The organism is Burkholderia sp. Ax-1719, from assembly GCF_011753055.1.
Taxonomy (GTDB): Bacteria; Pseudomonadota; Gammaproteobacteria; order Burkholderiales; family Burkholderiaceae; genus Paraburkholderia.
Genome location: NZ_VWWJ01000035.1, coordinates 1 through 24,175, shown reverse-complemented (window position 1 = coordinate 24,175; position 24,175 = coordinate 1). Strand labels below are relative to the sequence as shown.

The window sequence follows — 24,175 nt, the reverse complement described above, 5'->3', positions numbered from 1 at the left end:
GATGTCCGCTAACCAGAACTACCAGGTCAATCTGAACGACTATTTCTCCCGCATCGGCTATGACGGTCCGCGCGCGGCGACGCTGGACGTGCTACGCGCATTGCATGATCTGCATCCGCGGGCGATCGCTTTCGAGAATCTCGATCCGTTTGCTGCGCGGCGCGTGTCGGTGGCCTTGCCTGCCGTCGTGGAGAAACTGGTCGAGTCGCGGCGCGGCGGCTATTGCTTCGAGCACAACACGCTGTTTGCGAACGTGCTGATGCAACTGGGTTTCGAGGTGGAGCCGATGGCGGCCCGCGTGCTGTTCGGTCAGCCGGCCGGCGCCAGCACGCCGCGTACACACATGCTGCTGCGCGTGAAGGTCGACGGCCAGGCGTGGCTTGCCGATGTTGGCTTCGGCGGCGCATCGCTCAGCGCGCCGCTCGCGTTCGCCGAGCGCGGCGTGCAGCAGACGCTGCTCGAACCGGCACGACTGACGCCCATCGATGAAACCGAATGGAAGCTGGAAAGCTTCGACGGCAATGTGTGGCTCGATGTCTATCGCTTCGACGACAAACTCGCGCAGTGGGTCGACTACGAAGTGGCGAACTGGTACACGTCCGCATCGCCGCAATCGTTCTTCAGGGATAACCTGATCGCATGCATCGCGCATGAAGGGCGGCGTGCCGTGCTGTTCAACGATCGCTACACGGAGCGCAACGGCCAGGGCCAGCGTCTGACCGAACGCTTCATGGAAAGCGTGGAGGATCTCGCGCGATGCTTGCAGGAAAACTTCAATCTGGATACGGCAGGTTTCGATCTGCCTGCATTGTTCGCCCGTGTGGAAGGGCGCGAACAGAGCAGCGATCGCTGACGCATCGCGTTACCGCCGCTGACAACCGGCGCGAATGAGGAGACGATGAACACGCCGCTGGTCGCGCGGCTCTTCGCGCAAACCTTCATCTGGCTGATGTTTCAGGGTGTCCTGCTGTTTGTTGGGGCGGGTACGTGGGCGTGGGCCGCCGCGTGGCTCTGGCTGCTTGAGTGGGCGGCGAGTTGCGCGTGGATCGGCATGTGGCTCGCGCGCACCGATCCCGGTCTGCTCGCCGAGCGTCTTGCGCCGCTTACGCAGCGCGAGCAGGCTGGATGGGATCGCGTGTTCATGATGGCGGTCGCGTTGATGTGGTGCGCATGGCTATGTTTTATCGGCCTCGATGCGGTGCGCTTTCACTGGTCGCATGTACCGACGTGGCTCAGCGTGTGCGGCGCAGTGGCGATTTTTATCGATATCTATGCGACGCGGGGCGTGTTCGCCGCGAATCGCTATGCCGCGCCGGTTGTGAAGATCCAGCGGGAGCGCGGTCATGCGGTGAGCGACAGCGGGCCGTATGCGTATGTGCGCCATCCGATGTATGCATTCGCGATTCTGCTGCTGGCGGGCACGCCGCTGATGCTGGGGTCGTGGTGGGGGCTGGCGTGGGTGCCGGTGATGGTGGCGGGTGTAGGCTGGCGCGCTGTGCGTGAGGAGCGCGCACTGGCCGCGGAGCTGCCGGGCTATCGTGCTTATCTGGAGCGGGTGCGGTATCGGTTTGTGCCTGGGGTGTGGTGATTGAGTGCGCCCGCACAGGGAGCGGTTACGTGCGCCGCGCGTGGGAGAATTTGAGTCTGCGAGGACGCGCTTGTGAGGCTCGCTGCGACTTTCCCTCTGTTGTTTGACCCGAACACGGTTCTTTAAGGTACATCGCGTTGACTGTTGACCAATTGGCATCCACGTAACCCGAGACTCCCTTTTGACCCGCCTCGCTGATTAGCGGGCCGCCGTGTGCCGTGCAGTAGCTATGCTGCTCTATTGGCGCCGCATACCTGCTGATCGCGGGGCGCCCGCTGAAATCGACCGCATCCTGTTGATATTGCTGAATCTCTAATTATGGGGAGATTGCCAATCAATTGCACGAACGCGATAAGGACACTTACAAAAATATGCAAAAGAGGTGTAACAAGGATCATGTCTGGATTTACTCGGGAATTTGCTATGCGGATCATGTCGCCGGGAATTAAGCAACTTGCTTTTCTTTTGATGCTGAGTGTGAGTGGCGCGAGTGTGTTCGCGAAGGTACCTTCGCCCGCGCAGGTTGATCTGGAGGGAGGCCGATTTGTGCAACAAAAGGACCATCGACTTTACATTGTGGATGCCGGTAAGCGGGAGGTATTTCCCGTGCAGGTGCCGATCCCACTGATTCGAGTTCTCAAGAAATCTTCAAGCATTGGCTTTCCTGCCGACCACTCACGCCTGATAGGCGGGAAAGAGTATATTCTTCTCGTTGTTAATCAGTCATCGAGCACCAACCCACTCGGCTACTGTGGCGCGGGCGAAGAGGGGGCGCTATATGTACTCGAATTGCGCAACAATATCGCGACGCCAATTTTTTTCGTACCCGTTCAGAGCTGTCTGAATGATCTTGATTTGGCTACCGATTCCAACCAGAAGTCGAAATACCTGGCGATAGAGTGGAAGGTTAATCCGATAGGAATCAAGATTAATTGGGATGTCTATGGTTCTAAAAATGACGTTTCACATTTCTATAGATATCAGGATGGTCAGTTCATAGGGGCGAGCCAATAAAAGTCTGTTGATGCTAAGTCGGCACTCGCCGTGACCGTGATTTGATAGGCGGAGTGTGCCCTCACATGGGTACGCAAAGTTATCGGATTTTCGCGCTCGACGGAACTGAACCGGGTAGATCGCCTGTTGGCCTGCAGGGCACGGGTACTGCGTGCCATGGTCTAACTCGTTACGCCGGTCGACGGGTCGTCTCACACGGCAGCTAAAAGGGTATATCGGGCCCTCCGCAAGTCGGCTTGTGGTGAAAAATCTGGTTTAACTGCTGGTGAACTGCGTCAAAAAGACCGTGGGGTAGGGTGTTCAGTGGTTTTTCGAACATTTTTTGCCCACATATATAGATAGCACTTGCGCCATCCGACGAACATATTTTCGTTTGTGTAACTATCGAATGCAGAGATTGCTTCGTGGGGCGTAGTGATGACTCCAACGGCAGTAGGCGACCCGAAGCGGCCACAAGACCTGCTCATCTTGAGTGACTGCTTCTGACCGGAAAACAGCCGGGTTCGCGTCTTCGGCGCGTTTCTAAGCCCCCCTCCTGCCCACTGGCGATTCGTCGACACAGTTCGACCGTTGCTCAACAGACGCTCCTCACTCATCGAGATAAATTCCAGTCTGCAATCCCGCTCCTTTCGTCCTGTCCAAAAAAGGTGTTGTCGAATGTACATTGGATTTATCCCGGTGCTGGTCGCATTTTTCGCCGCACTGACTTCGCTGCGTAACCAGAAAATTGCTCGCATTCTGTGGATCGTCTCCGCATTGCTCGTCGTGGTATGGACTGTCCATCATGGCTTCCATCACGTGCCCGACCTCGCTACGCTGGGGTCCTGGTAATGACAATCGACTCACGACACCTGAAAGCCATCGATGCTGCGGTTCTGTTGGGAATTTCGATCGTTTTGCTCGGAGCGTTCTATTACCAGCTCGTTCAAGGTGAGCTTCCTTGCGCGTTCTGCAATCTCATTCGCGTCGGCTTCATGCTTCTGGGCAGCGGGTTCCTGTTGAATCTGCATCATGGAACCAAGGCCTCGAACTACGTGCTCAGTGCGGTGGGTGCGCTGATCGGCAGCCTCATAAGCCTGCTGTTCATGTTCGCGAAGGCGCCTTCGTGGACGACACCGACCGGGTCAGCCGTGCTGGGTCTGCATATGTATACGTGGACTTACATCATCTTCACGGCAGCAATCATGTTCTGCGTTGTCATGCTGGCGCTCTCAGCAGGAGCGAAAAGCGCCGATGAATCGCCAGACGTTGACGCACTTTGGCTGGCACTTTCGATGGCGCGTTCGGCGGCTTCAGCGCTGTTCATTCTGCTGGTCGCCGCCAATCTGGTTTCGGCTTTCCTGGAGAACGGCTTCAATACGTTCCGGGCCGGTGGCCAGCAGCACTATCAGATGCTCTACGACGGCGACGTCATGAAGCCCTGACGGCCCCTTCATCAATGACGAACCCTTCGCCCTGGCTGCGTTATGCGCACGGGCGATGAGGTCAGACGCATGCGCGGCAGGAGCGATGCTCGCCGCGCAATCACATTTTCAGGAGTATTCGATGAGCAACGACGTACGGGTGACCCCATGGAACGACGGCGATGACGTTCCCGCTGATCTGCTTGCAGGGATGCGGGCGCGCCGTCCCAACGGCGAGTTGATCGGTATCGACCGTGTTCTATTAAGGAGCTTTCCGCTTGCGACCGGCTGGAATGAACTGCTTCGCCGCGTGCGCGCCGACTTTCAGCTCGAACTCGAATTACGCGAGTTGATCATGTTGCGCGTGGCCATTCTCAACAAGGCCGACTTCGAGTGGGGCGTGCATTACCCGGCTTACCTAGACGCCGGTGGTAGCGTGCGGAAGGCGCAAGAGATCAAGGCGGAACATCCTGACAATACCGTATTCGATGCGCGCGAGCTGGCTTTGATCCGATTGACCGATCAGTCGACCCGGAACGTGAGCGTGGATGCAGACGTCATCGACGAACTCAAGGGCTACTTCGGCGAGGCGCAAACGGTTGAGGCAGTGGCCACCGTGGCGGCTTACAACATGGTGTCCCGCTTTCTCGTCGCGCTGGCAATCTGAAGCGGGGACAGGCTCGATGCCCCGTCGGACGGGCATCGATGAGCGCTGCTCATAGGCGCGTGAGAACATACCATTGTTATTCAAAATTCCGCGCTGATACGCTCCAGTCCATACGAAGTCACGCCATGGGCGTGCCGTTTTTCGGATGGAAACCATCGTGAAGTTACAGTTTGAAGAGCAAGGCGCCGGTGCCGCTTCGGGCGGCTACCGTTCGATTTTCGACCAGGTGATTGACCGCAGGAATTCGAATTCGTTGAAGTGGGCGTTTGGCGAAAAGCTGTTGAGCGCTGAAGAATATGCTGCTGACCCGCTACCAATGTGGGTGGCGGATATGGATTTCCGCACTCCGCAGCCGGTAATCGACGCACTGCATGAGGCTGTCGAATTCGGCGTGTTCGGATACTCCCGAGGAGCAACGGAGCGCTACGTTTCGGCTGTGATCGAATGGCAGGCAAAACGCTTTGGTTGGGACGTGTCCAGCGAATGGGTGCTGCAGTCGAGCGGCATCATCACGGCTTTGAAGAATGCGATCCAGGCGTTCTCCGCGCCGGGCGACTCGGTGCTGATCCAGACGCCCGTTTATGCCCATTTCCACGATGACGTAGTGCTGAATGGGCGGCGAGTGGTCTGCGCACCGCTTGAACGCAAGGGGGCTGTGTATCGCTTCGACGAGAAAATATTCGAAGCCGCGATCAAGCCCGACACCAGGCTGTTCATTCTGAGCAATCCGCACAATCCTACCGGGAATGTCTGGTCTGAAGCGGAGCTGCGCGCAATGGGCGAAATCTGTCTTCGACATGGCGTGATTGTGATATCGGACGAGATTCATCAGGACCTGATTCTCAATCCGCTCAAGAAGCACATTCCGTTCGCGTCGCTCAGTTCGCAGTTTGCCGACATGAGCATCACCTGCACGGCGCCGAGCAAGACCTTCAATCTTCCCGGTCTGCAAAGCGCGAACCTCTTCGTGCCGAACGCACGCCTGCGAGAAGAACTGCGTCGACAGTTCGACCGCAATATGTATCAGTCGGTGAATAGCCTTGGCATGGTGGCGGCAGAGGCTGCCTATTCGCATGGGGAATTCTGGCTTGAGGCCTTGTTGCCCTACCTGCGTGAAAACCAGAACGTTTTCCGGCAGGCCGTGAACGGCTTGACCTCCAAGATCGAGGTGCTGCCCACGGATGCCCTTTATCTAGCCTGGATGGACTGTCGCGGTCTCGGTCTGGATCCGGACGAATTGAACACGTTCATGTTGACCCAGGCCAGATTGTGGCTCGACAAGGGGCAGAAATTTGGCATGGACGGGCATGGGTATATGCGCGCGAACCTCGGCTGTCCGCGCTCGACAATCGATGAGGCCGTGCGCAGACTGGCGGGCGCGCTGGCCGTGATCTAGCCACGACGGTTCACTAAAAGAGGTGGAGACTCATTTTATAAATTAGTGATGCGAAGCAATCGGGCGAAGTGAGAAAGCTGAATCCCGATTCGAAAAAACAATACGTGAGATTCATGTGGAGACGATATGGATAAGCACCCCAATACACCTGTCTACGAGCAGGAAGATCTCAAGCGAGATCTGAAGAATCGCCATGTGCAGATGATTGCCATCGGCGGCGCGATCGGCACGGGTTTGTTTTATGGTTCCTCGTGGGCAATCAGGACGGCTGGTCCCGCAATCCTGCTCGTTTTTGCGCTCGCATCGATTGCGATTTACTTCGTGATGCGGGCCCTTGGCGAGATGGCGGTAGAGGAACCGGTATCTGGATCCTATGTCTCGTATGCCAATCGATATATTCACCGGTTTGCCGGTTTTCTCAACGGCTGGAACGCGTTCATCTTTCTGCTAGCGACAAGCGCTGCCGACCTGAATGCGCTCGGGAATTACGTGCATTTCTGGTTCCCCCATATTCCAATATGGGTAACGGCCGGCGCGGCGGTGTCGCTGATGTTCGCGGTGAATATCATCGGCGTGAAGATCTACGGCGAAGCTGAGTTCTGGTTTGCGCTCGTCAAGGTGGTAGCGATCGTCGCGCTGATTCTCTTCGGCTTCGGCATGATTGTGTTCGGCATCGGTAACAACGGTGTGCCGGTCGGCTATCACAACCTGGTCGACAACGGTGGCTTCTTCGTGAAGGGCGCGAGTGGGACGTTCCTCGCGGTGGTCATGGTCGCGTTCTCGTTCGGCGGGGTGGAGAACCTCGGTCTGGCTGCGGGCGAAGTCAAGGATGTGAAGGTGACGATGCCGAAGGCGATCAATGCCACGTTCTGGCGCTTGCTGATTTTTTATGTTGGCGCGATTGCCGTGTTGCTGATGATCTTCCCGTGGACGTCGCTCACGACGAAGGGCAGCCCGTTCGTGCAGGTCTTCACCCGCATCGGAATTCCGGCGGCAGCCAGCATCATGAATCTCGTGGTGATTATGGCGGTGTTGTCGGCCGTGAACGCGAGTGTGTTCACCAACAGCCGCACCTTCTACAACCTGGCGCTGCAGAAGAACGCACCCGCATTCCTGGGCGTGACCAACGCCCGCAAGGTGCCCCATCGCGCGATCGTGATGGTTTTCGTGACGATGTTCGCTGGCGTGCTGCTCAACTATTTCATGCCGGAGCAGGCGTTCGAACTGTTCTCGTCGGTCACGGTGTTTGCGCTGGTCTGCGCCTGGGGTTCCATCGTCATCAGCCATCTCCGCTTCAGGAAGCTACGGGTTCGCGCTGGCACGGACCACGAGATTGCCTATCGCATGCCGTTCTACCCGTACAGCAACTACCTGGCGCTGGCGTTTGTTGCGGCGGTGCTGGTCGGTATCGCGCTGCTGCCCGATATGCGTATGTCGCTGGTCGTGTCCGCTGTCTGGGTGTCGCTGGTGTATGTCGCGTACCGGTTCTATGTGGGCAAGTCGACAGCGGATGCCGCTCAGGACGCGGATGTCGGCAATCGGCAGGATCAACTGGTGTGAGCCTGAGTCGCCGGATTCGACGCATGCGCGCGCTGAGCGAAAAGGGGCCTGCGTCAGGAGCGTTCGACGTGCGAGGCGGCCGCGGCCAGCCGGCTCGCGCCGCTCTGCTCGCGGCCACGCATATAGACCTGCGGGCTGCGCCCCATTTCCAGTCGGAATGCGTAGACGAAGGCGGACGTCGAGCCATAGCCGAGTTCAAGCGCGGTGCGGGTGACGTCCATTCCGCCGCCCAGCAGTTCGACCGCTCTAAAGAGCCGCATTCGCCGGCGCCAGGTGCGCAGGCTCATGCCCGTCTCCGCCAGAAACTTGCGCGCGAGCGTGCGTGCCGACATGCCTAACACGTTGCCCCATTCGTCAGGGCCGCGCGGATCGGCTGGATCGGCGTACAGGGCCTCGCAGAGGCGGGCGAGGGTGTCGTCGCGCGGCCAGGCGAGTGCGGCCGGCAAAGGCCGGGCGCGGGCAAGCTGGTCGAGGATGAGGCGCGTGATCCTGCCAACATATCCGTCCTCGTCCGGCTGGTCTCCGACGGCGGCCGCTTCGACAATCAGCGCCTTGAGCAAAGGCGAGACCGCGAAAACCATCGGGCTTTCGCCGGCAAGCGCGCGCCCGGTTGCATCGTCGATCCAGAGGCTGCGGAATTCCGCGCCCAGCAGCGAGCCGACGCGATGGCGCAAGCCGGTGGGTAACCACACGGCCTGTTCGGGTGAGATGACCAGTGATTCGCCTTCGGATATCACGGTCAAGGCGCCCGAGATCGCATACACCATCTGGTGCCAGCGATGGGCGTGCTCCGGGAAGGAGTGCCGCGCGGGGATCGACTGGACGCGGACCTTCAACGGCTGCGGCGGTGAGAGACCGGCGGGTGCTTCGATGGTGTTCCAGTTCATATCAATCTGCCTGAATTGGCAGATATTCTATACATCGTGGCGACGAGTCGAAAGACAGTCATCTCGTTAGCTGCTTTAATTGACAACTGTCTCTTGAGCCACAACTCGCGCCGCTAGCACTTTGACGACGCGAAGGCCTTGGGAATTTCTGGAGTTTTACGTTTTATGGCCCGTTTTGACCGCTACGACCTGCCGCTTTCGACAAACTCCGATCTCGCTGCTGAGCGCTATCGCACCGGCGTAGATCTGCTGCTGTCGCTCTGGCCTGGTGCGGGTGAGGCGCTCGACGAAGCGATCGCTGCCGATCCAGATTTCGCGCTCGCCCATGCGGCACGTGCACGCCTGCATGCGATCAGCGCACAGCCCGCGGAGGCGCGCGCGAAGATCGCGCTGGCGCTCGAACTCGTCGACCGCAACGGGACGGAGCGCGAGCGCAGCCACGTGCAGACGCTTTCGTATGCGATCAATGGCCAGTCTGCGAAGGCCCTCGCCGGCGCACTCGAGCACACCGATAAGTGGCCCCGCGACATCGTGATCCTCTCCATGCCGCTAGGCGCGTTTGGGCTCTTCGCGTTTTCCGGCATGGCGGACCATGACCAGGCACGCGTCGATCTGTGTGAGCAGCACGCCCGCCATTTCGGCAACGACGATTGGTGGTTCCTGACCTACCGTGGCTGGGCGCACGGCGAAAACGGCGATGTCGCGAGGGGGCGCGAAATGACGCAACGCGCGCTGGAACTGCGTCGCCACAACGTCAATGCCGTGCATGCGGTAGCCCACGTTCTTTACGAAACCGGCGCGAACGACGACGCTCAGACCGTCATCACGGGCTGGCTGCCCGAATATCCGAAGTCCGGCGTGCTGCACGGCCACATCGCGTGGCATTCCGCGCTGATTGCGCTGGAGCGGGGCGACACCGCGCGTGCACTCGCGGTGTACGACGAGCATGTCGCGCCTTCCGTGTCTCAGGGCACACCGGTCAATATCGTCAGCGACACCGCCTCTTTCCTCTGGCGCATGCAGGCCTACGGTCACGCCGTACCGGCAGGCAAGTGGGATGAGGCGGCGAATTACGCTTCTGGCTATTTCAAGGATGCCGGGTTCCCCTTCGCCGATTTCCATATGGCGTTGCTCGCTGCTGCGACCGGCAATCGTGGTGCCGTGGAAGCCCGCGTCGACGGACTGAACGCACTGATCGAGCAGGGTAGCTTGCCGGCTGGATCGATGGTGCCAGCGATTTGCCGGGCGGCGGTAGCGTTTGCCGACGAACAGTATGGATTGGCGGCCAAAATTCTTGAACCGGTGGCGCATGACGTGGTGCGGATCGGTGGCAGCGGCGCGCAGCGCGAGATCGTTCAGGACACGTTGCTGGTGGCGTTGATGCGCAGCGGCGAAGCCAGGAGGGCGCGCGATCTGCTCGACCGGCGCCTGCATCGTCGCCCCTCGCCGCGCGACGCGCGCTGGCGCGAACAACTGTCGGCAGCCTGAATGCTGGCGTGCGAAGGGTCCGCTGAGTTAGCGGAGCTTGCCGGCCGTTAATCGCACGGTCGGCATCATCTTCTCGGGGCGATATAAGGGCGCGGTTTACGTTTCGTGCTACTACGCAATTGCCCCGTCATTCTAGTTATTCAGATTTCGATGAATTCGAGCGTATCAGCGAGGCCATCCGGCCTCAGGAAATGGCTGGTCGAGGGGCTGGGTCCCGTGGGTGCCATTTCCATCGCGCAATTGTTCGGCACCGCCCTCTGGTTCAGCGCAAACAGCACCGCCGACGATCTGATGCGGCTTTGGCACGCGAGTGCCGCCGACATTGGCTGGCTCACGAATGCGGTTCAGCTTGGCTTCATTCTCGGCACGCTGACGATATCGCTCAGTGGTGTGGCCGACCGCTACCGGGCGAGCCAGATCTTTGTTTGCAGTGCGCTGCTTGGCGCGGTTCTCAACGCTGGCTTTGCGTGGTTATCGACCGGGCTCGTGTCTGGCGCGATGTTCCGTTTCGGGGTTGGCATCTGCCTTGCCGGTATTTACCCGATGGGGATGAAACTGATCGTCGGCTGGGCGCCTGAGCGGACCGGCCCTGCGTTGGCGCAATTAGTGGCGATGCTCACGTTGGGGACGGCGCTGCCACACGCGATGCGTGCGCTCGGCACCGGCTTTCCGTGGCAGGCAATCATCAGCGCTTCGTCTGTGCTCGCGCTGGTCGGCGCGTGCGTGATCGGCGTGCTGGGCGACGGGCCGCATGCGATGCTGCGCGTGTCTGCGAAAGGTAGCGCTGGCACCGAGAACGCGGCCCAGCTGTCCGTGCTCAGCGTATTCCGGATTCGCGCCTTCCGCGCTGCGACGCTCGGCTATTTCGGCCATATGTGGGAGCTCTACACATTCTGGATGGCGGTGCCGCTGTTGATTTCGCGACTGTCGTTGCCCGCCAGGGTGCCAGGCTTTGGCGTGTCGGGTATGGCGTTCGTCGTAATCGGCGTCGGCGCGCTGGGATCGCTGCTCGGCGGTGCGTTATCCCGGCGTATTGGCAGCGCCCGCGTCGCGGGCGGCGCGCTGGCGATTTCAGGAGCGTGTGCGATCCTGTTTGCGCTCGGCTGGCGCGTACTGCCACCGACGGCACTGGTGGCGCTGTTGCTGGTCTGGGGTGCATCGGTGGTCGCCGATTCGCCGCAATTCTCAGCGCTGGCTGCCCGGGCCTGTCCGCCCATGCTTGTCGGCAGCGCGCTGGCGATCCAGAACTCGATCGGCTTCGCCATCACGGTGGTGTCGATCGCCGCGACTTCGGCACTGCTCGCGCATATCGGGCTCGATGCCACCTGGCTGCTGGTTCCGGGACCGCTGTTCGGGCTGGCTGCTTTTGTGTTGACTTCGCGTAATTCGGACACGCGCTGACGGGAGCACCAGGATGCTTGATCTGCAATATCTGTCGATCCTCATCGAGGTCCAACGCCATGGCAGCCTCACCGCCGCTGCGGAACGCCTCAATGTTACGCAGTCTGCGCTGTCGCACATGGTGCGCAAGTTCGAGGAGCGACACGGCATCAAGCTCTGGACCAAGAGCGGGCGCGGCCTGCGATTCACGCAGGCTGGCGAGTATCTGGTGGCGCTTGCCGAGCGGATTCTGCCGCAGATCGAACATGCCGAGCGCACGCTGGTCGATTTCGCGGAAGGGCGACGCGGCGCGCTACGTATCGGCATGGAGTGCCATCCGTGCCAGCGCTGGCTCACCCGACTTACGTCCGCGTATCTGGAGGAATGGCCCGATGTCGATTTCGACGTGCGTTCGGCGTTTCGTTTCGATGGCGTAGCCGCCTTGTTGGGCTACGAAGTCGACCTGCTGGTCACGCCCGATCCGGTCGATCTGCCGGAACTCGTCTTTACCCCTGTTATCGATTACGAACTCGTCCTGGTGGTGCACGAATCGCATCCGCTTGCTGGCCGCGAATGGGCAATGCCACAGGATCTGCTCGACGAAGAACTGATTACGGTGCCGGTCAGCAAGGAGCGACTCGATATCTACACGCGCTTTCTGCTGCCCGCCCATTGCAAGCCGAAATTCCACCGCACGGCCGAGCAGATCGAGTTGATGCTGCAACTCGTGGCGGCACGGCGCGGCGTGGCGGTGCTGCCGCAGTGGCTAGTGATCGAGCAGGGCAGCGGCTACGCGATCCGCACGGTTCGGCTTGGCGAGCAGGGCATTCACAAACAGATTCATCTGGGTGTGCGCCGCGGCGACGAAGATATTGCTTATATCGCGGGCTTTTTTGATCTTGCTCGCCGGACAGGATTTGAATCAGAAAGGCACTGAAGCAGTGTGATCGCTGGTCCTGAACGAAAGGAGTGGTTGAAGTGAGTCTGGAAAGTCTGGACGCCGTGGTAGTGTCCGGCGCAAGGCGCTCGCGCGCAAACATCGCACGATTGACGATCGCGCAGGCGTTAGCCGGTGCAAACTCCGCCGTCATTTTTGCGACTGGGGCGATCATCGGCAATATGCTCGCGCCTGCTCCGGAATTGGCAACGTTACCGATCTCGGTGTTCGTCGTGGGAATGGCGGCACTGTCACTTCCCGCAGGGTTGATGTCCGAGCGCTATGGCCGGCGTCCCGTATTCCTCGCAGGGACGGCATGCGGTGTCGTCGTCGGCGTGCTGGCAGCGATAGCCGTTGTATTGGGGGCGTTCTGGCTGTTTTGCACCGCGATGTTTTTCGGTGGCGCCTACGCCGCAGTGGTGCTCTCGTTTCGCTTTGCTGCCGCTGATTGTGTCGAGCCCGACCAGCGTGCGCATGCACTGTCGCTGGTGATGGCCGGTGGTGTGGTTGCGGGTGTCATCGGGCCGCAACTCGTGACCTACACGATGAACCTGGCACCGCCTCACACGTTTTCAGCGACCTTTCTGGCGCAGGCGGTCGTGGCTGCCCTGGCCGGCGTTGTACTCGCAGGCATGGATATTCCGATGCCATCGGTGGCGGACAGGGCGCGCGGGCGCCCGCTTCTCGTGATTGCAAGGCAGCGGTCCTTCATGGTCGCCGCCGTGTGCGCAATCGTGTCCTATCTGCTCATGAACTTCCTGATGACAGCCGCACCGCTTGCCATGCAGATGTGTGGCCTGCCGCAGGTTACATCCAACCAGGGTATCCAGTGGCATGTCATCGGCATGTACGCGCCCGGTTTCGTTACAGGAAGTCTGATCTCGCGATTCGGCGCGCGTCGCGTCGTAGCGGCCGGATTGGTGCTGACAGCAATGGCAGCGGTGACGGGGCTGCACGGTGTTGATGCGCGACATTTCTGGCTGGCGTTGATACTGCTCGGTGTCGGATGGAACTTCGGCTTTGTTGGCGCTTCGGCGATGGTGCTGGAGAGCCATCGCGAGGAGGAGAAGGCGAAGGTGCAATCGTTCAACGATTTCATCGTGTTCGGTACGATGGCGATGGGCTCGTTCCTGTCTGGCAGCCTGTTGACGTCTTATGGGTGGGATGCTGTTTTACGGCTTACGTTCATCCCCATCGCGCTTGCAGCTCTTGTGTTGCTGGTGGCAGGGAGGAGTCGGGGCGCCTAAGCTCGTTCCGCGGGCTCGGAGCAACTGCTTTTCCCCGTCTGACCATCAGACGGGGGCTCTCCTCGATCTCATGGTGCATTGACTATCTATTGCTGTGTGACCTGCCCGCGGTCGCAATGACTGTCGCATATCGACACCGAAGCGGCCATACAACATTGGCTGCGCGAGCGACCGCTCATGGCCGGCTGCGGCCCGAAGCGTTTCGCATGAGCCGCGGCGCCATCAAGTAGGGCAACCGACCGAGCACGGCCCCACAAGAGTCATTTGCATCTAGCGAGAGCAGACGTTTATATCCTTCGGAGCGACGTCCATTCGAGCTGATCGGGTGCGCAGCTTTCCTGAAAAGACGATCGCGTTACCATCAATTGCCATCGACGTCTTGACCTGCTTCCTCAAAATACAGCGCCCCAAATCATTCATGAGATACGTAGGAAAAGCAGACGACGACGGCGTTATTTTCATCAGTACGGCGTCACGCCTTCCTGGATGATGATAGAAGGGCCGCCCGCGACACCGTTAATCGTCGTCCCGCCGTTATGGATCGCTGGAAAGAGCGACTGCATGTTTTGCGGGAATGGCAACGAGGGCTTCGTCAGGCTGTCGAGATGCGCAAGCTCCTCAGCACTCAGTGTGATCTCGATGGACTGCAGGTTGTCGTCGAGCTGGCTGACTCGGCGCGCACCGATGAGCGTCGACGTCACGCCAGGCTGTTGTCGCACCCAGGCGAGCGCGATGCGGGCCACGGTCGATTCGTGCGCCAGGGCGATCTTTTCGAGTTCATCTATCAGCGTGTAAGTGCGCTCGTTGAAATGCTCTTTTATGAACATCGCGCGACCGGCATTCGCGGCGTCGGAGGCTGTGGCGCGTGTGTATTTGCCGGAAAGAAGGCCCATCTTGAGTGGCGACCACGGCGTGATGCCAAGGCCCAGTTCGCTAGCCATCGGCACCAGTTCTGCCTCGACGCTGCGCTCCAGCAGCGAGTATTCGATCTGCATGCCGATGAACTGCGACCAGCCTCGAAAACGCGCTGTGATGTTCGCCTCCACAATCTTCCATGCCGGGGTATCCGAAACTCCGATGTAGCGCACTTTCCCGGCACGGATGAGGTCGTCGAGCGCTGCCATCGTTTCGTCGATCGGCGTGTTCATGTCCCAATTGTGCAGCCAGTACAGGTCGATATAGTCAGTCTGCAGGCGACGCAGCGAATTCTCGCACTGGCTCACGATGGCTTTGCGGCCTGAACCTCCGCCGTTAGGATCGCCGAGATAGAGATTGCTGCTGAATTTGGTGGCCAGGACGAGGCGATCGCGGCGCGACGCATGGCGGCCGATGTGATCGCCGATGATCTGTTCGGAATGGCCTACCGTGTAGCCGTTCGCGGTGTCGATAAAGTTACCGCCGGCGGCGATGAAGCGGTCCATGATCTCCTGGGATTCCTCTACGGACGAACCCCAGCCAGAGTCCTCACCAAACGTCATCGCCCCAAGGCAGAGCGGGCTGACGCGCAGGCCTGAACGGCCGAGCGTGACGTAATGATCGAGTGCCATTTGCGTTCTCCATGAAAAATATTTCCGGTTCAATTAGAACAAAGGCGGGATCGACACCGGTAGATTGAAGCTGCCAAATCGCTGCACAATCCTACCAATGCTGCGCTTATTCGGCAGGAGAAAAGCGACGCGCAAATCTGCGATACTGAGCGAATGATGACAGCTGCACTTGATGAATTACGAGCGCTAATTGCGAGGCACGCCGGGCCTGATTTAGCGCCACATAGGCTGATGCCCGGGCTTTTTCTCGTCAGAGAACCGGGACCGACATTGCCATGCCAGGTAGTCGTCGAACCCGTGTTTTCGCTGATTGTCCAGGGCGCCAAACGGGTGGAGATCGGCAAGCAGGCGTTCAGCTATCGTGCCGGCCAATGTCTGGTCGTTTCTGTCGATTTGCCGGCTAACGCATATGTCGTCGAGGCGACTCCCGAGCAGCCCTATCTCGGATTGGGTCTGATGCTCAGGCCAGAGGCCATCGCCGGCCTGTTGCTTGAGTCGGGTAACCCGCGCACGGTTGGAGAGGGCCGCTCCGGGATCGCCATAGGTGAACTGTCAAGCGATCTCGCGGATCCGGTAGTACGCCTGCTGCGCCTCCTCGACAGGCCGTCTGATGTGCCGATCCTGGCCACATCCCTTGAGCGCGAAATATTGTGGCGGTTGATCAATGGGCCACAAGGCGCGATGGTTCGGCAGATTGGCCTTGCAGACAGTCGGATGTCTCAAATTGGGCGTGCGGTTCGCTGGTTGCGCGGTCATTTCGCAGAAGCGGTAAGGATCGAGGACCTTGCAGGGATAGCGGGCATGAGCGTCACATCGTTCCACCGGCACTTCCGCAACGTCACGTCGATGACCCCTATCCAGTACCAGAAGCAGATTCGCCTTCAGGCGGCGCGCACGCGCCTGATGACGACATGCGAGGATGTGTCCGCGGTCGGTTTCGCCGTAGGTTATGAAAGTCCATCCCAGTTCAGTCGTGAATATCGCCGCATGTTCGGCAAGCCGCCAGGTCAGGACGGTACGGATTTGAGGCGGGACCCATCTGCCACCGACGTTCCTGTCCGCGTTGTCTAGGACGGGCTGTGCATTGCCAGCGGCCTGACGTGCTTCGCTTTCCGTTTCTGAGGACAACCTCATTTGGTCTCGGACGATTGCCAGCAATCTGGGGGGCTCCGTCGAGGGTCTCAATTTGGCCGCGGTCAGCCTCTCATATTGGCCCCTCCGCAGGTCGGCTTGTGGCGAAAAATCTGACTCAACTGCTGATGGGCTGCGTCAAGAAGCCCGTGGGGTAAGGCTTCTGGCGGATTTTCGAACATTTTTTGCCCGCATATATAGATAGCACTTGCGCCATCCGATGTACGCGTTCGCGATCCTGCTGCTGGCGGGCACGCCGCTGATGCTGGGATCGTGGTGGGGGCTGGCGTGGGTGCCGGTGATGGTGGCGGGTGTAGGCTGGCGCGCGGTGCGTGAGGAGCGCGCACTGGCCGCGGAGCTGCCGGGCTATCGTGCGTATCTGGAGCGGGTGCGGTATCGGTTTGTGCCTGGGGTGTGGTGAAGCCGTTCACTGCGCCAGATCGGCCGTTGCGATCTCGACGATCCAGTCCACGAACGCTCTGATCGCCACCGTCACACGCGCCTGCGGATAAACAATAGAGACCGGCACGGGCGTACACCTCGCGTCGACGAGCACCTCCTTGAGCCGCCCGCTGCGAAGATACGGCGACACCGCAAACTCCGATAGCTGGATCAGGCCGAGGCCTTCCAGACCACATTGAACATAAGCCTCTGTCTCATTGACGGAAAACCGGCTGCGCATGGTCATTGCCACGTCTTTGCCGTCCATGCTGAAACGCCATTCCACGGGGCGCCCGCTCGCATTCGACAGGTAGTTGATGACTTTGTGAGCGTCGAGCGACGCCACAGAATCCGGCTCGCCATAGCGCTTCAGATAGCGGGGCGACGCGCAGGTCAACCAGGCGAGTTGCCCCAGGCGTCGCGCGATCAGCGTCGAATCGGAAAGCGCACCGGTGCGAATCGCGCAATCGATGCCTTCATAGATGAGATCCGACGGCCGGTCACTCAGTCCAAGCACCAGTTCGATATCCGGATAGCGGGTTTCGAATTCGTGCAACCGGGGCAAGACGATCGACCGGCCGATCACCCCAGGCATATCCACCCGCACGCGCCCACGCGGCGCGTCAGCGGTAGCCGATAACTGGCTCTCCGCGTTGGCCACTTCCGCGAGAACGACCTGGCACGACGCAAAGTATCGCGCGCCCGCCTCGGTCAGACTCAGGCTTCTCGTGCTTCTGCGTAGCAGCGGAGTGCGCAGATGCGCTTCCAGATTCTTCACGATCGTCGTGACGGACGATCGCGGCATCGACAAGGTCTCGGCGGCCTTGCTGAAGCTTTGTGCCTCGACGACCCGTACAAAAATGGTCATCGCTTGAAGTTTATCCATGAGCGCGCTGGGCAGCGGAGGCGACTGCCTGATCTGGCCAATAACGGCCTCATGTTACCAACCCGACGCCGCCCGACGCATTCGGCCGGTGCGCTTGGCACCGCTTTGTGTATTCACGCATCACGAACAATGGGCAGCAGGCGCGCCACTACACTGCGTTTCGTTCGACGGCCGCTCTTGCATATGAATTTGCGCGTTGGGGCCGTTCCTCAATCCCTCTTTTCTCGATGGGTAACGCATATGTTGAACAACAGCTCAATTCTTGTTCTTGGCGTCGGTGAACTCGGCATGGCCATGCTGCGCAGCCTGTCCCGACGTGCGAGGCACGCGGACAACCTGGGCATCGCGGTATTGCTTCGTCCCTCGACGATAGCGTCGGCGGATCCGGCTAAACAAAAGGACGTGGCCGAATTGCGTGCGCTGGGCATTGAATTCGTCGAAGCCGATCTTGCTGCGCAAACGAGTGCTGAACTCGCCGCGATTTTCGCGCGTTTCGATACGGTCATCTCGTGCACCGGATTTGCAGGCGGTCCCGGCGTGCAACGCAAGATCGCGCAAGCGGCCCTGGATGCCGGCGTCGAGCGATATTTTCCGTGGCAGTTCGGCGTCGACTACGACGTGATCGGCAGAGGCAGCGCTCAGGATCTGTTCGACGAACAACTCGACGTGCGCGATCTTCTACGTGCGCAATCGCGTACCCAATGGGTCATCGTTTCGACAGGCATGTTCACGAGCTTCGTGTTCGAGAAGTCGTTCGGTGTGGTCGATCTGGCGACTCTGACCGTGAACGCGCTGGGCGGCTGGGACAATGCCGTCACGGTGACGACGGCCGACGACATCGCCGCATTGACGGTAGAAGTCGTGTTCGCCGAGCCACGCATCGTGAACCAGGTCGTGCATGTCGCTGGCGATACGGTGACCTGGCGGGAAGTTGCCGATACGCTCGACAGGGTCCTTGGCGTCAAGGTCCGTCGCAGCGAATGGAGCGTGCCGGAGCTGCAGCGGCAGTTGGCCGGGGAGCCGCAGAATGCCTTGAGGAAGTATCGCGTCGTGTTCGCACAGGGGCGCGGCGTTGCGTGGGACATGAGCCAGACCTTCAACGCACGGCGAGGGATCGGGGTTTGCTCGCTCGAAGAGTGGGTCCGACGCAATCTATTGGGTGCGCAGGCCGAATCAGTCGCCCCAGTCGCTCAGGCCTGATAACGCCGCGCATCAGCATGGGTCGAGTCCGCTTTGCAAGCGCTTGCGGACGTCGACCCCGGCCGCACGGCGTTTGAACCGCCGGGCAGCAAGCTCAGTGCGTGGAAGCTGCCGGATTGCCGGACGTCCCCAGCGCATTCGCATAGCGCCGATAGAGCCACGCCAGCGCCGAGCTGGTGAGCAGCGCGAAAGCCAGATTGGCGACGCTCTGCATGATGGCCAGCGCCGTGAACCAGCCAGGCGTCTGCACCACAGCGGGCGAGATGCCCGCGAGACCCATGCCGATCAGCGCGATCAAACCGCACACGAGCAGCGGCAGCGCCGCCAGGCACGAGACGCCGAGCAGATTCCAGAAGTGTCCTTTCGTGTCGCGCCAGGCCGCGCCCAGCGAAAAGCGCCCGCCAATCGCCAGCGCCGGATAAAGCAGGCACACGCGCACGCCAATGAACATCCAGATAGCCGCGACGACCAGCGCGAGAAAGAGCTCGCTCGCTTCGTTCTGTGGCCTCAGTGCGATCCACAGCCCCGCGCCGGAGCCGATAAAGAACAGACACATCAGTACGCCCAGGCCCAGCATGCGCAGCATCGGACGCGCGCCGTTGGGCATGATGGGCGCCGTCAGCTCGCCGAGCAGCACAAAGCGGTAGACCTTGAGCGTGAACCAGAGATAGACGAGGGCGTTGAAGATTGACGCCAGATTGCCCAGCAGGATCAGCCCGGCGGACGGCACATCGCCTTCGCCCGGGATCGGCCGGCCGGCCAGCGCGAGCCAGCCGAGCGCGGCGTAGAGGACAAAGGCGCCCAGCACCACGGCGGGCATGCGCGTGACGGCTTCCCCGGCGCTCACCCACGCGCGTTTCACGCATTCCATGAAGGTCATCTGTTGCATGGTTCTTGTGATCGAAGTTACAGATGGCCTACAGTCTAACGCGGCGCGCGGGTCAGGTGCGGCTGGGCGCACGCTTGTGGGCGGGTTGTGGGCTGATTGTGCGTGGGTGGTGCGTTATTTCACGGCGAACAAGGTGAGGTTCATGAAGATCTTGAACACGTAGCCGAGCGACACCGCCCCGGCCACGCCGCCGCACCACAGCAGCACGAACCAGAGCCAGCCGGGCAGGGCGCGTTTTGTCGATGTGGACTTAGTGGTAGTGGTGAGCGTCGCCATGATTGAGCTTGCCTCGGAAGACCCAGTAACCGAGCGCCGTATACGCCAGGATGATGGGCAGGATGAACGATGCGCCGATCAGCGTGAAGGTCTGGCTTTCGCGCGGCGCGGCGGCTTGCCAGAGCGTCAGGTGCTGCGGAATCGCGTAGGGCCACAGGCTGACGAGCAGGCCGACATAGCCGAGCAGCACCAGCGCGAGCGCGGCCATGAACGGCGTCTTGTGATGGCGCGACTGCACGGCCCAGCGCATCCAGACGGTGCAGGCCACCACCAGCAGCGGGACCGGCGCAAGACGCCAGAACAGGCCCGAGTAGAACCAGCGATTGGCGATCGACGGATCTTGCAGCGGCGTCCACAGGCTCACCAGCGCGATAAAGCCGAGCAGCATGACCGTCAGCGGCCAGACGAGCTTGTGCAGACGGCGTTGCAGATCGCCCTCGGTCTTGGCGACCAGCCAGCAGCTGCCGAGCAGCGCGTACGTGGCCACGAGGCCAAAGCCCGTCAGCAGGCTGAACGGCGTGAGCCAGCCGAAGGCGTCGCCCGCGAAATGGCCGTCCTGCATCGGAATACCTTGCAGGAACGCCCCCAGCGCGATGCCCTGGAAGAACGCCGCGCCGGTCGAACCGCCGATGAACGCCAGATCCCACAGATGCTTGGTGCGATTGGCCTTGGCGCGAAGCTCGAACGACACGCCGCGGAAGATCAGGCAGGCGAGCATGAAGATCAGCGGCAGATAGAGCGCCGAGAGCACCGTCGAGTAGACGATGGGAAACACGGCGAACAGCCCCGCGCCGCCCAGCACGAGCCAGGTTTCGTTGCCGTCCCACACGGGCGCGACCGTGTTCATCATCAGGTTGCGTTCTTCTTCGTCCGGGAAGAACGGGAAGACGATGCCGATGCCCAGATCGAAGCCGTCCAGCACGACGTAGAGTAAAAGACCGAGCGCGATGATCGCGGCCCAGATGACGGTGACATCCATGTTGCGTTGCCTCGTTTCTGTGTGCGGTTGCTGTGTGCGTATGTAGGATCGCTGCGAGTCGACGGCCGCGCGCGTCAGGCGTCGATCAGCTCGTCGACGGCGGCCATCGGACGGCGCGCGGTCTGGTTCGCCGCGATCGCGGGATGGGCTTCCACTACGCGATGGTTGTCATCGCCGCCATGATTGCCGTCGTGTCCCGCGCCGGGCAGCGCCGGGCCTTTGCGCATCAGCTTGAGCAGGTAATAGATGCCCGTGCCGAACACGAGGAAATACACGAACACGAAGGCCATCAGCGAAATGCCGACTTGCTGCGCGGTGAGCGGCGACACTGCCTGCGCGGTGCGCATCACGCCATACACCACCCAGGGCTGGCGGCCCGCTTCGGTCGTGATCCAGCCTGCCAGCAGCGTGATGAACCCGGTCGGGCCCATCAGCAGCGTGAAGCGCTGGAACAGACGCGATTCATAGAGCGTGCCGCGTTTGCGCAGCCACCATCCGGCCACACCCAGCACGATCATCAGGATGCCTAAGCCGACCATCACGCGGAAGGTCCAGAAAATCAGCGTCGAATTCGGGCGATCTTCGGGCGGGAAGGTCTTGAGGCCGCGAATTTCGCCGTCCCAGCTATGCGTGAGAATCAGGCTGCCCAGGTGCGGAACCTGCACGGCGTAGCGGGTGGTTTCGGCTTTCATGTCGGGGATGCCGAACAGGTTGAGCGCGGTGCCGCCGTGTTCGGTGTCCCAGATGCCTTCGATCGCGGCGATCTTGGCGGGCTGGTATTCACGCGTGTTCAAACCATGCGCGTCGCCCACGAAGGCTTGCACCGGCGCGAGGATCAACAGCAGACCCAGCGCCATCGAGAACATCTTCTTCACGGCCGGATCGCGGCGGCCCTTGAGCAGGTGCCATGCGCCCGTCGCGGCCACCACGAGCGCGGCGACGATAAACGCGGCGATCGCCATATGCGCGAGGCGGTACGGAAACGACGGATTGAAGATGATCTTGAACCAGTCGGTGGGGACCACGTGGCCATCTTCGATCTTGAAGCCTTGCGGCGTCTGCATCCAGCTATTGGAGGCGAGAATCCAGAACGTCGAAATCAGCGTGCCGATGGCGACCATCAGCGTCGCGCCAAAGTGGGCGCGCTCGCTCACGCGGTTCCAGCCGAACAGCATGATGCCGAGGAAGCCCGCTTCCAGGAAGAACGCGGTCATGACCTCGTACATCAGCAGCGGCCCGGTGACGGGACCGGCGAACGAAGAAAAGCCGGCCCAGTTGGTGCCGAACTCATAGCTCATCACCACGCCGGAGACGACGCCCATGCCGAAGGCCACGGCGAAGATCTTCGACCAGAAGTGGCAGAGCTCTTTGTAGAAGGGTTGGCGCGTCTTGAGCCAGCACGCTTCGAGCACCGCGATAAAGCTCGCGAGGCCAATGGAGAGCGCCGGAAAGACGATGTGGAAGGAGACCGTGAAGGCGAACTGGAGCCGGGCCAGATCGAATGCCGATATGGCCGGCAGTGCGGGGAGTGACGGGGGCATGTGCGTGCCTTATGCGTACGTGTTGCTTGCTTATGCGTCGGAAAACTCTGCACGGCGCGCGCAGTGCGGCGGCGGGGAAACCGTCGCGCGAAGCGTCGTGCGAATGGACGTAAGCGTAGGGGAAGCGCGTGCGTTTTGCTGCGCCGCGATATGCGCCAGCATGTCGCAGTAGTCAATCATCAGGCGGCGATTGACTGCGCTAAAGCATTGATATGGATTAATTTAAACGCGAGTGTTGCTGAGACTTGATCTAGCGCAAGAGGTGCGCGCTGCGGCAATATGCGTCAATTTTCAAGGTGCGCGCGCGTGGTGCGTCAATTGGCCCAGGTGCGCGAAGAAACGGTGTTCGAACCGGATTTTTGGAACTTAGCCTGGAGGGGAGGCGAAGCACCGACGGCAAGGCGGCGCTTCGCATAAAAATAATCAGGATACCGATTTAATCAGCCTGGAAGCGATTAGCGCGGGATTAGCGCGGATCGCTCCAGAGCTTGCCGGCTGTCGCCCAGTTTTCCGGCTTGACGTCGTGGAAAATGATGTCGACGGATTGGGCGTCGCAGCCCAGCACTTTGACGGTGGTTTCGGTGAGTGCGGCGGCGAGTTCGCGTTTTTTCTCGACGCTGCGGCCTTCGAACAGTTCGACGTGGAACGTGGGCATGAAGAGCTCCTGGGTTGAAGTGGAAAGCGATGTAGGCGAATTCAGTCCCGATACGACGGGTCGAGGCGATTGAGCTTGCGCAGCAGCGCGGGCCATTCGAGTTCGCCTTCGATGGCGCCGCCGTCGAACAGCTGCGTGGCGGTGCGCGCGCAGACTTCGGGCGGCGGCGTAACGAGCGGCACGCCGCCTGCCTGCGCCTGCAACTGGATCTCGCAGGCCTTGATGAGCGTCGCCATCAGCACGAAGGCTTCGGCGACGGTGCGGCCGGTGGTGAGGGTGCCGTGATTGCGCAGCAGCATCGCGGGTTTGTTGCCCAGGCTCGTCGTGAGGCGCGCGCCTTCGGCGGGCGTAAACGCGAGGCCTTCGTAGTCGTGCCACGCCAGTTGGCCGTAGAAGCGCAGCGCATGCTGCGAGGCAGGCAGCAGGCCGTCGCGCTGGATCGACACGGCGATGCCCGCGGTGTTGTGCAGATGCATGACGCAGACGGCATCGGCGCGCGCGAGGTGCACGGCGGCGTGCAGCGCGAAGCCGGTCGCGTTCACGGGGTGATCGCTATGGCCGACGATGCGGCCTTCCGTGTCGATCTTGACGAGATTCGAGGCGCACACTTCGTCGAAGGCGAGGCCGAACGGGTTGATCAGGAAGCGGCCCGGCTCGCCCGGTATGGCGGCGGAAACGTGCGTGTAGATCAGGTCGTCCCAGCCGTAGAGCGCGATCAGGCGGTAGGCGGCGGCCAGATCGATGCGCAGTTGCCGCTCCGCTGCGCTAACCGGCGTGGCGTCGGCGATGCCGGTCGGGCGATGGGCGAATGACATGGCGGCTCCTTCAGCGCGCGGTGGGGTTGTCCGGTTGGCGCAGGCTTTGATCCAGCCAGCGCCAGGCAAGATGCACGCTCCAGCCTGCGAGCGCGAATGGCGCGGTCATCGCGGGCAGGCCAAGGCGTACCGCGGCCAGATGCAGCGCCGCGGCGAGCATCGTCGCACAGATCGCGGCGCGCGGCCCGAGTGCGCTGGCGGCCAGCGCCGCGAGCGCGCCGTTGAAGCCGCACAGGCCGGCGGCGAAG

Annotated in this window: 24 protein-coding genes and 1 pseudogene; 15 read left to right on the top strand and 10 right to left on the bottom strand. The window is 61.0% G+C overall.

The genetic code is table 11. The annotated features are described in order from the left end of the window. Position 1: 1 nt before the first annotated feature. From F3J17_RS32885 to F3J17_RS32850, 8 genes are all read left to right on the top strand, one after another. Positions 2-853, top strand: coding sequence for an arylamine N-acetyltransferase (locus F3J17_RS32885; RefSeq protein ID WP_167069519.1), 852 nt, complete (start codon positions 2-4; stop codon positions 851-853). Between the two features lie 57 nt (positions 854-910). Then, the gene (locus F3J17_RS32880; protein WP_167069585.1) at positions 911-1,588 is read left to right on the top strand and encodes an isoprenylcysteine carboxylmethyltransferase family protein; all 678 of its coding nucleotides are present in this window, start codon (positions 911-913) and stop codon (positions 1,586-1,588) included. Between the two features lie 396 nt (positions 1,589-1,984). Next, the gene (locus tag F3J17_RS32875; RefSeq protein ID WP_167069517.1) at positions 1,985-2,602 is read left to right on the top strand and encodes a hypothetical protein; all 618 of its coding nucleotides are present in this window, start codon (positions 1,985-1,987) and stop codon (positions 2,600-2,602) included. A gap of 657 nt (positions 2,603-3,259) precedes the next feature. Further along, on the top strand, positions 3,260-3,433 hold the full coding sequence (locus F3J17_RS32870; protein ID WP_167069514.1) for a hypothetical protein: 174 nt from the start codon (positions 3,260-3,262) through the stop codon (positions 3,431-3,433). Beyond that, entirely contained in the window at positions 3,433-4,026 is a 594-nt protein-coding gene (locus F3J17_RS32865; RefSeq protein WP_167069512.1) for a disulfide bond formation protein B, read from the top strand. The genes F3J17_RS32870 and F3J17_RS32865 overlap by 1 nt, the downstream gene beginning before the upstream one ends. Before the next feature lie 121 nt (positions 4,027-4,147). Further along, entirely contained in the window at positions 4,148-4,672 is a 525-nt protein-coding gene (locus F3J17_RS32860) for a carboxymuconolactone decarboxylase family protein (RefSeq protein WP_167069510.1), read from the top strand. A gap of 157 nt (positions 4,673-4,829) precedes the next feature. Beyond that, the gene (locus F3J17_RS32855; RefSeq protein WP_345891280.1) at positions 4,830-6,068 is read left to right on the top strand and encodes a MalY/PatB family protein; all 1,239 of its coding nucleotides are present in this window, start codon (positions 4,830-4,832) and stop codon (positions 6,066-6,068) included. 126 nt (positions 6,069-6,194) lie between these two features. Then, the gene (locus F3J17_RS32850) at positions 6,195-7,628 is read left to right on the top strand and encodes an amino acid permease (protein ID WP_167069506.1); all 1,434 of its coding nucleotides are present in this window, start codon (positions 6,195-6,197) and stop codon (positions 7,626-7,628) included. Between the two features lie 53 nt (positions 7,629-7,681). Here the strand turns inward: F3J17_RS32850 and F3J17_RS32845 are convergent, their stop codons facing one another. Further along, positions 7,682-8,515, bottom strand: a complete 834-nt coding sequence (locus F3J17_RS32845) for a helix-turn-helix transcriptional regulator (protein ID WP_167069504.1) — start codon at positions 8,513-8,515, stop codon at positions 7,682-7,684. 165 nt (positions 8,516-8,680) lie between these two features. Between F3J17_RS32845 and F3J17_RS32840 the strand changes: the two genes are divergently transcribed. From F3J17_RS32840 to F3J17_RS32825, 4 genes are all read left to right on the top strand, one after another. Then, a complete protein-coding gene (locus tag F3J17_RS32840; protein ID WP_167069502.1) occupies positions 8,681-10,003 on the top strand; it encodes a tetratricopeptide repeat protein in 1,323 nt (440 codons plus the stop codon). Between the two features lie 150 nt (positions 10,004-10,153). Continuing rightward, the gene (locus F3J17_RS32835; RefSeq protein ID WP_167069500.1) at positions 10,154-11,404 is read left to right on the top strand and encodes an MFS transporter; all 1,251 of its coding nucleotides are present in this window, start codon (positions 10,154-10,156) and stop codon (positions 11,402-11,404) included. 13 nt (positions 11,405-11,417) lie between these two features. Next, positions 11,418-12,320, top strand: coding sequence for a LysR family transcriptional regulator (locus F3J17_RS32830; protein ID WP_167069498.1), 903 nt, complete (start codon positions 11,418-11,420; stop codon positions 12,318-12,320). A gap of 41 nt (positions 12,321-12,361) precedes the next feature. Then, positions 12,362-13,567: an MFS transporter gene (locus F3J17_RS32825; protein ID WP_345891279.1), complete on the top strand. Its 1,206-nt coding sequence runs from the start codon at positions 12,362-12,364 to the stop codon at positions 13,565-13,567. 461 nt (positions 13,568-14,028) lie between these two features. Here F3J17_RS32825 and F3J17_RS32820 read toward each other — a convergent pair whose 3' ends face one another. Then, a complete protein-coding gene (locus F3J17_RS32820) occupies positions 14,029-15,114 on the bottom strand; it encodes an aldo/keto reductase (protein WP_167069494.1) in 1,086 nt (361 codons plus the stop codon). A gap of 153 nt (positions 15,115-15,267) precedes the next feature. Between F3J17_RS32820 and F3J17_RS32815 the strand changes: the two genes are divergently transcribed. Continuing rightward, entirely contained in the window at positions 15,268-16,185 is a 918-nt protein-coding gene (locus F3J17_RS32815; RefSeq protein WP_167069492.1) for an AraC family transcriptional regulator, read from the top strand. A 265-nt stretch (positions 16,186-16,450) separates the two neighbouring features. Beyond that, positions 16,451-16,666 (top strand): annotated as a pseudogene (locus tag F3J17_RS32810) (methyltransferase); the annotation flags it as partial. A 6-nt stretch (positions 16,667-16,672) separates the two neighbouring features. Here the strand turns inward: F3J17_RS32810 and F3J17_RS32805 are convergent. Beyond that, the gene (locus F3J17_RS32805) at positions 16,673-17,572 is read right to left on the bottom strand and encodes a LysR family transcriptional regulator (protein ID WP_167069489.1); all 900 of its coding nucleotides are present in this window, start codon (positions 17,570-17,572) and stop codon (positions 16,673-16,675) included. 240 nt (positions 17,573-17,812) lie between these two features. Between F3J17_RS32805 and F3J17_RS32800 the strand changes: the two genes are divergently transcribed. Then, positions 17,813-18,772 (top strand): aromatic alcohol reductase, encoded by a 960-nt coding sequence (locus tag F3J17_RS32800; protein ID WP_167069581.1) that lies wholly within the window; start codon positions 17,813-17,815, stop codon positions 18,770-18,772. A gap of 94 nt (positions 18,773-18,866) precedes the next feature. Here the strand turns inward: F3J17_RS32800 and F3J17_RS32795 are convergent, their stop codons facing one another. The 7 genes from F3J17_RS32795 to F3J17_RS32765 form a co-directional block, all read right to left on the bottom strand. Continuing rightward, positions 18,867-19,661 carry a hypothetical protein gene (locus F3J17_RS32795; protein WP_167069487.1) on the bottom strand — a complete coding sequence of 265 codons (795 nt, stop codon included), beginning with the start codon at positions 19,659-19,661 and terminating at the stop codon, positions 18,867-18,869. A gap of 114 nt (positions 19,662-19,775) precedes the next feature. Continuing rightward, on the bottom strand, positions 19,776-19,937 hold the full coding sequence (locus F3J17_RS32790; protein ID WP_167069485.1) for a hypothetical protein: 162 nt from the start codon (positions 19,935-19,937) through the stop codon (positions 19,776-19,778). Next, positions 19,912-20,916 carry a cytochrome d ubiquinol oxidase subunit II gene (gene cydB, locus F3J17_RS32785; RefSeq protein WP_167069483.1) on the bottom strand — a complete coding sequence of 335 codons (1,005 nt, stop codon included), beginning with the start codon at positions 20,914-20,916 and terminating at the stop codon, positions 19,912-19,914. Before cydB ends, F3J17_RS32790 begins: the two co-directional genes overlap by 26 nt. A gap of 74 nt (positions 20,917-20,990) precedes the next feature. Beyond that, complete coding sequence (locus F3J17_RS32780) at positions 20,991-22,457, bottom strand: cytochrome ubiquinol oxidase subunit I (RefSeq protein WP_167069481.1); 1,467 nt, start codon at positions 22,455-22,457, stop codon at positions 20,991-20,993. Positions 22,458-22,923: 466 nt separating this feature from the next. Further along, complete coding sequence (locus F3J17_RS32775; protein WP_027819518.1) at positions 22,924-23,112, bottom strand: 4-oxalocrotonate tautomerase; 189 nt, start codon at positions 23,110-23,112, stop codon at positions 22,924-22,926. A gap of 41 nt (positions 23,113-23,153) precedes the next feature. Beyond that, a complete protein-coding gene (locus tag F3J17_RS32770; protein WP_167069479.1) occupies positions 23,154-23,927 on the bottom strand; it encodes a class II aldolase/adducin family protein in 774 nt (257 codons plus the stop codon). Positions 23,928-23,937: 10 nt separating this feature from the next. Continuing rightward, positions 23,938-24,175: urea transporter (locus tag F3J17_RS32765; RefSeq protein ID WP_205195067.1), on the bottom strand; the 238-nt coding region annotated here is incomplete at its 5' end.

Bases quoted from the DNA above. Each gene is read 5' to 3' on its own strand.
- F3J17_RS32885 (WP_167069519.1), top strand. From the start codon at position 2: ATGTCCGCTAACCAGAACTACCAGGTCAATCTGAACGACTATTTCTCC.
- F3J17_RS32875 (WP_167069517.1), top strand. From the start codon at position 1,985: ATGTCTGGATTTACTCGGGAATTTGCTATGCGGATCATGTCGCCGGGA.
- F3J17_RS32870 (WP_167069514.1), top strand. From the start codon at position 3,260: ATGTACATTGGATTTATCCCGGTGCTGGTCGCATTTTTCGCCGCACTG.
- F3J17_RS32865 (WP_167069512.1), top strand. From the start codon at position 3,433: ATGACAATCGACTCACGACACCTGAAAGCCATCGATGCTGCGGTTCTG.
- F3J17_RS32860 (WP_167069510.1), top strand. From the start codon at position 4,148: ATGAGCAACGACGTACGGGTGACCCCATGGAACGACGGCGATGACGTT.
- F3J17_RS32850 (WP_167069506.1), top strand. From the start codon at position 6,195: ATGGATAAGCACCCCAATACACCTGTCTACGAGCAGGAAGATCTCAAG.
- F3J17_RS32845 (WP_167069504.1), bottom strand. From the start codon at position 8,515: ATGAACTGGAACACCATCGAAGCACCCGCCGGTCTCTCACCGCCGCAG.
- F3J17_RS32840 (WP_167069502.1), top strand. From the start codon at position 8,681: ATGGCCCGTTTTGACCGCTACGACCTGCCGCTTTCGACAAACTCCGAT.
- F3J17_RS32835 (WP_167069500.1), top strand. From the start codon at position 10,154: ATGAATTCGAGCGTATCAGCGAGGCCATCCGGCCTCAGGAAATGGCTG.
- F3J17_RS32830 (WP_167069498.1), top strand. From the start codon at position 11,418: ATGCTTGATCTGCAATATCTGTCGATCCTCATCGAGGTCCAACGCCAT.
- F3J17_RS32820 (WP_167069494.1), bottom strand. From the start codon at position 15,114: ATGGCACTCGATCATTACGTCACGCTCGGCCGTTCAGGCCTGCGCGTC.
- F3J17_RS32815 (WP_167069492.1), top strand. From the start codon at position 15,268: ATGATGACAGCTGCACTTGATGAATTACGAGCGCTAATTGCGAGGCAC.
- F3J17_RS32805 (WP_167069489.1), bottom strand. From the start codon at position 17,572: ATGGATAAACTTCAAGCGATGACCATTTTTGTACGGGTCGTCGAGGCA.
- F3J17_RS32800 (WP_167069581.1), top strand. From the start codon at position 17,813: ATGTTGAACAACAGCTCAATTCTTGTTCTTGGCGTCGGTGAACTCGGC.
- F3J17_RS32795 (WP_167069487.1), bottom strand. From the start codon at position 19,661: ATGCAACAGATGACCTTCATGGAATGCGTGAAACGCGCGTGGGTGAGC.
- F3J17_RS32790 (WP_167069485.1), bottom strand. From the start codon at position 19,937: ATGGCGACGCTCACCACTACCACTAAGTCCACATCGACAAAACGCGCC.
- cydB (WP_167069483.1), bottom strand. From the start codon at position 20,916: ATGGATGTCACCGTCATCTGGGCCGCGATCATCGCGCTCGGTCTTTTA.
- F3J17_RS32780 (WP_167069481.1), bottom strand. From the start codon at position 22,457: ATGCCCCCGTCACTCCCCGCACTGCCGGCCATATCGGCATTCGATCTG.
- F3J17_RS32775 (WP_027819518.1), bottom strand. From the start codon at position 23,112: ATGCCCACGTTCCACGTCGAACTGTTCGAAGGCCGCAGCGTCGAGAAA.
- F3J17_RS32770 (WP_167069479.1), bottom strand. From the start codon at position 23,927: ATGTCATTCGCCCATCGCCCGACCGGCATCGCCGACGCCACGCCGGTT.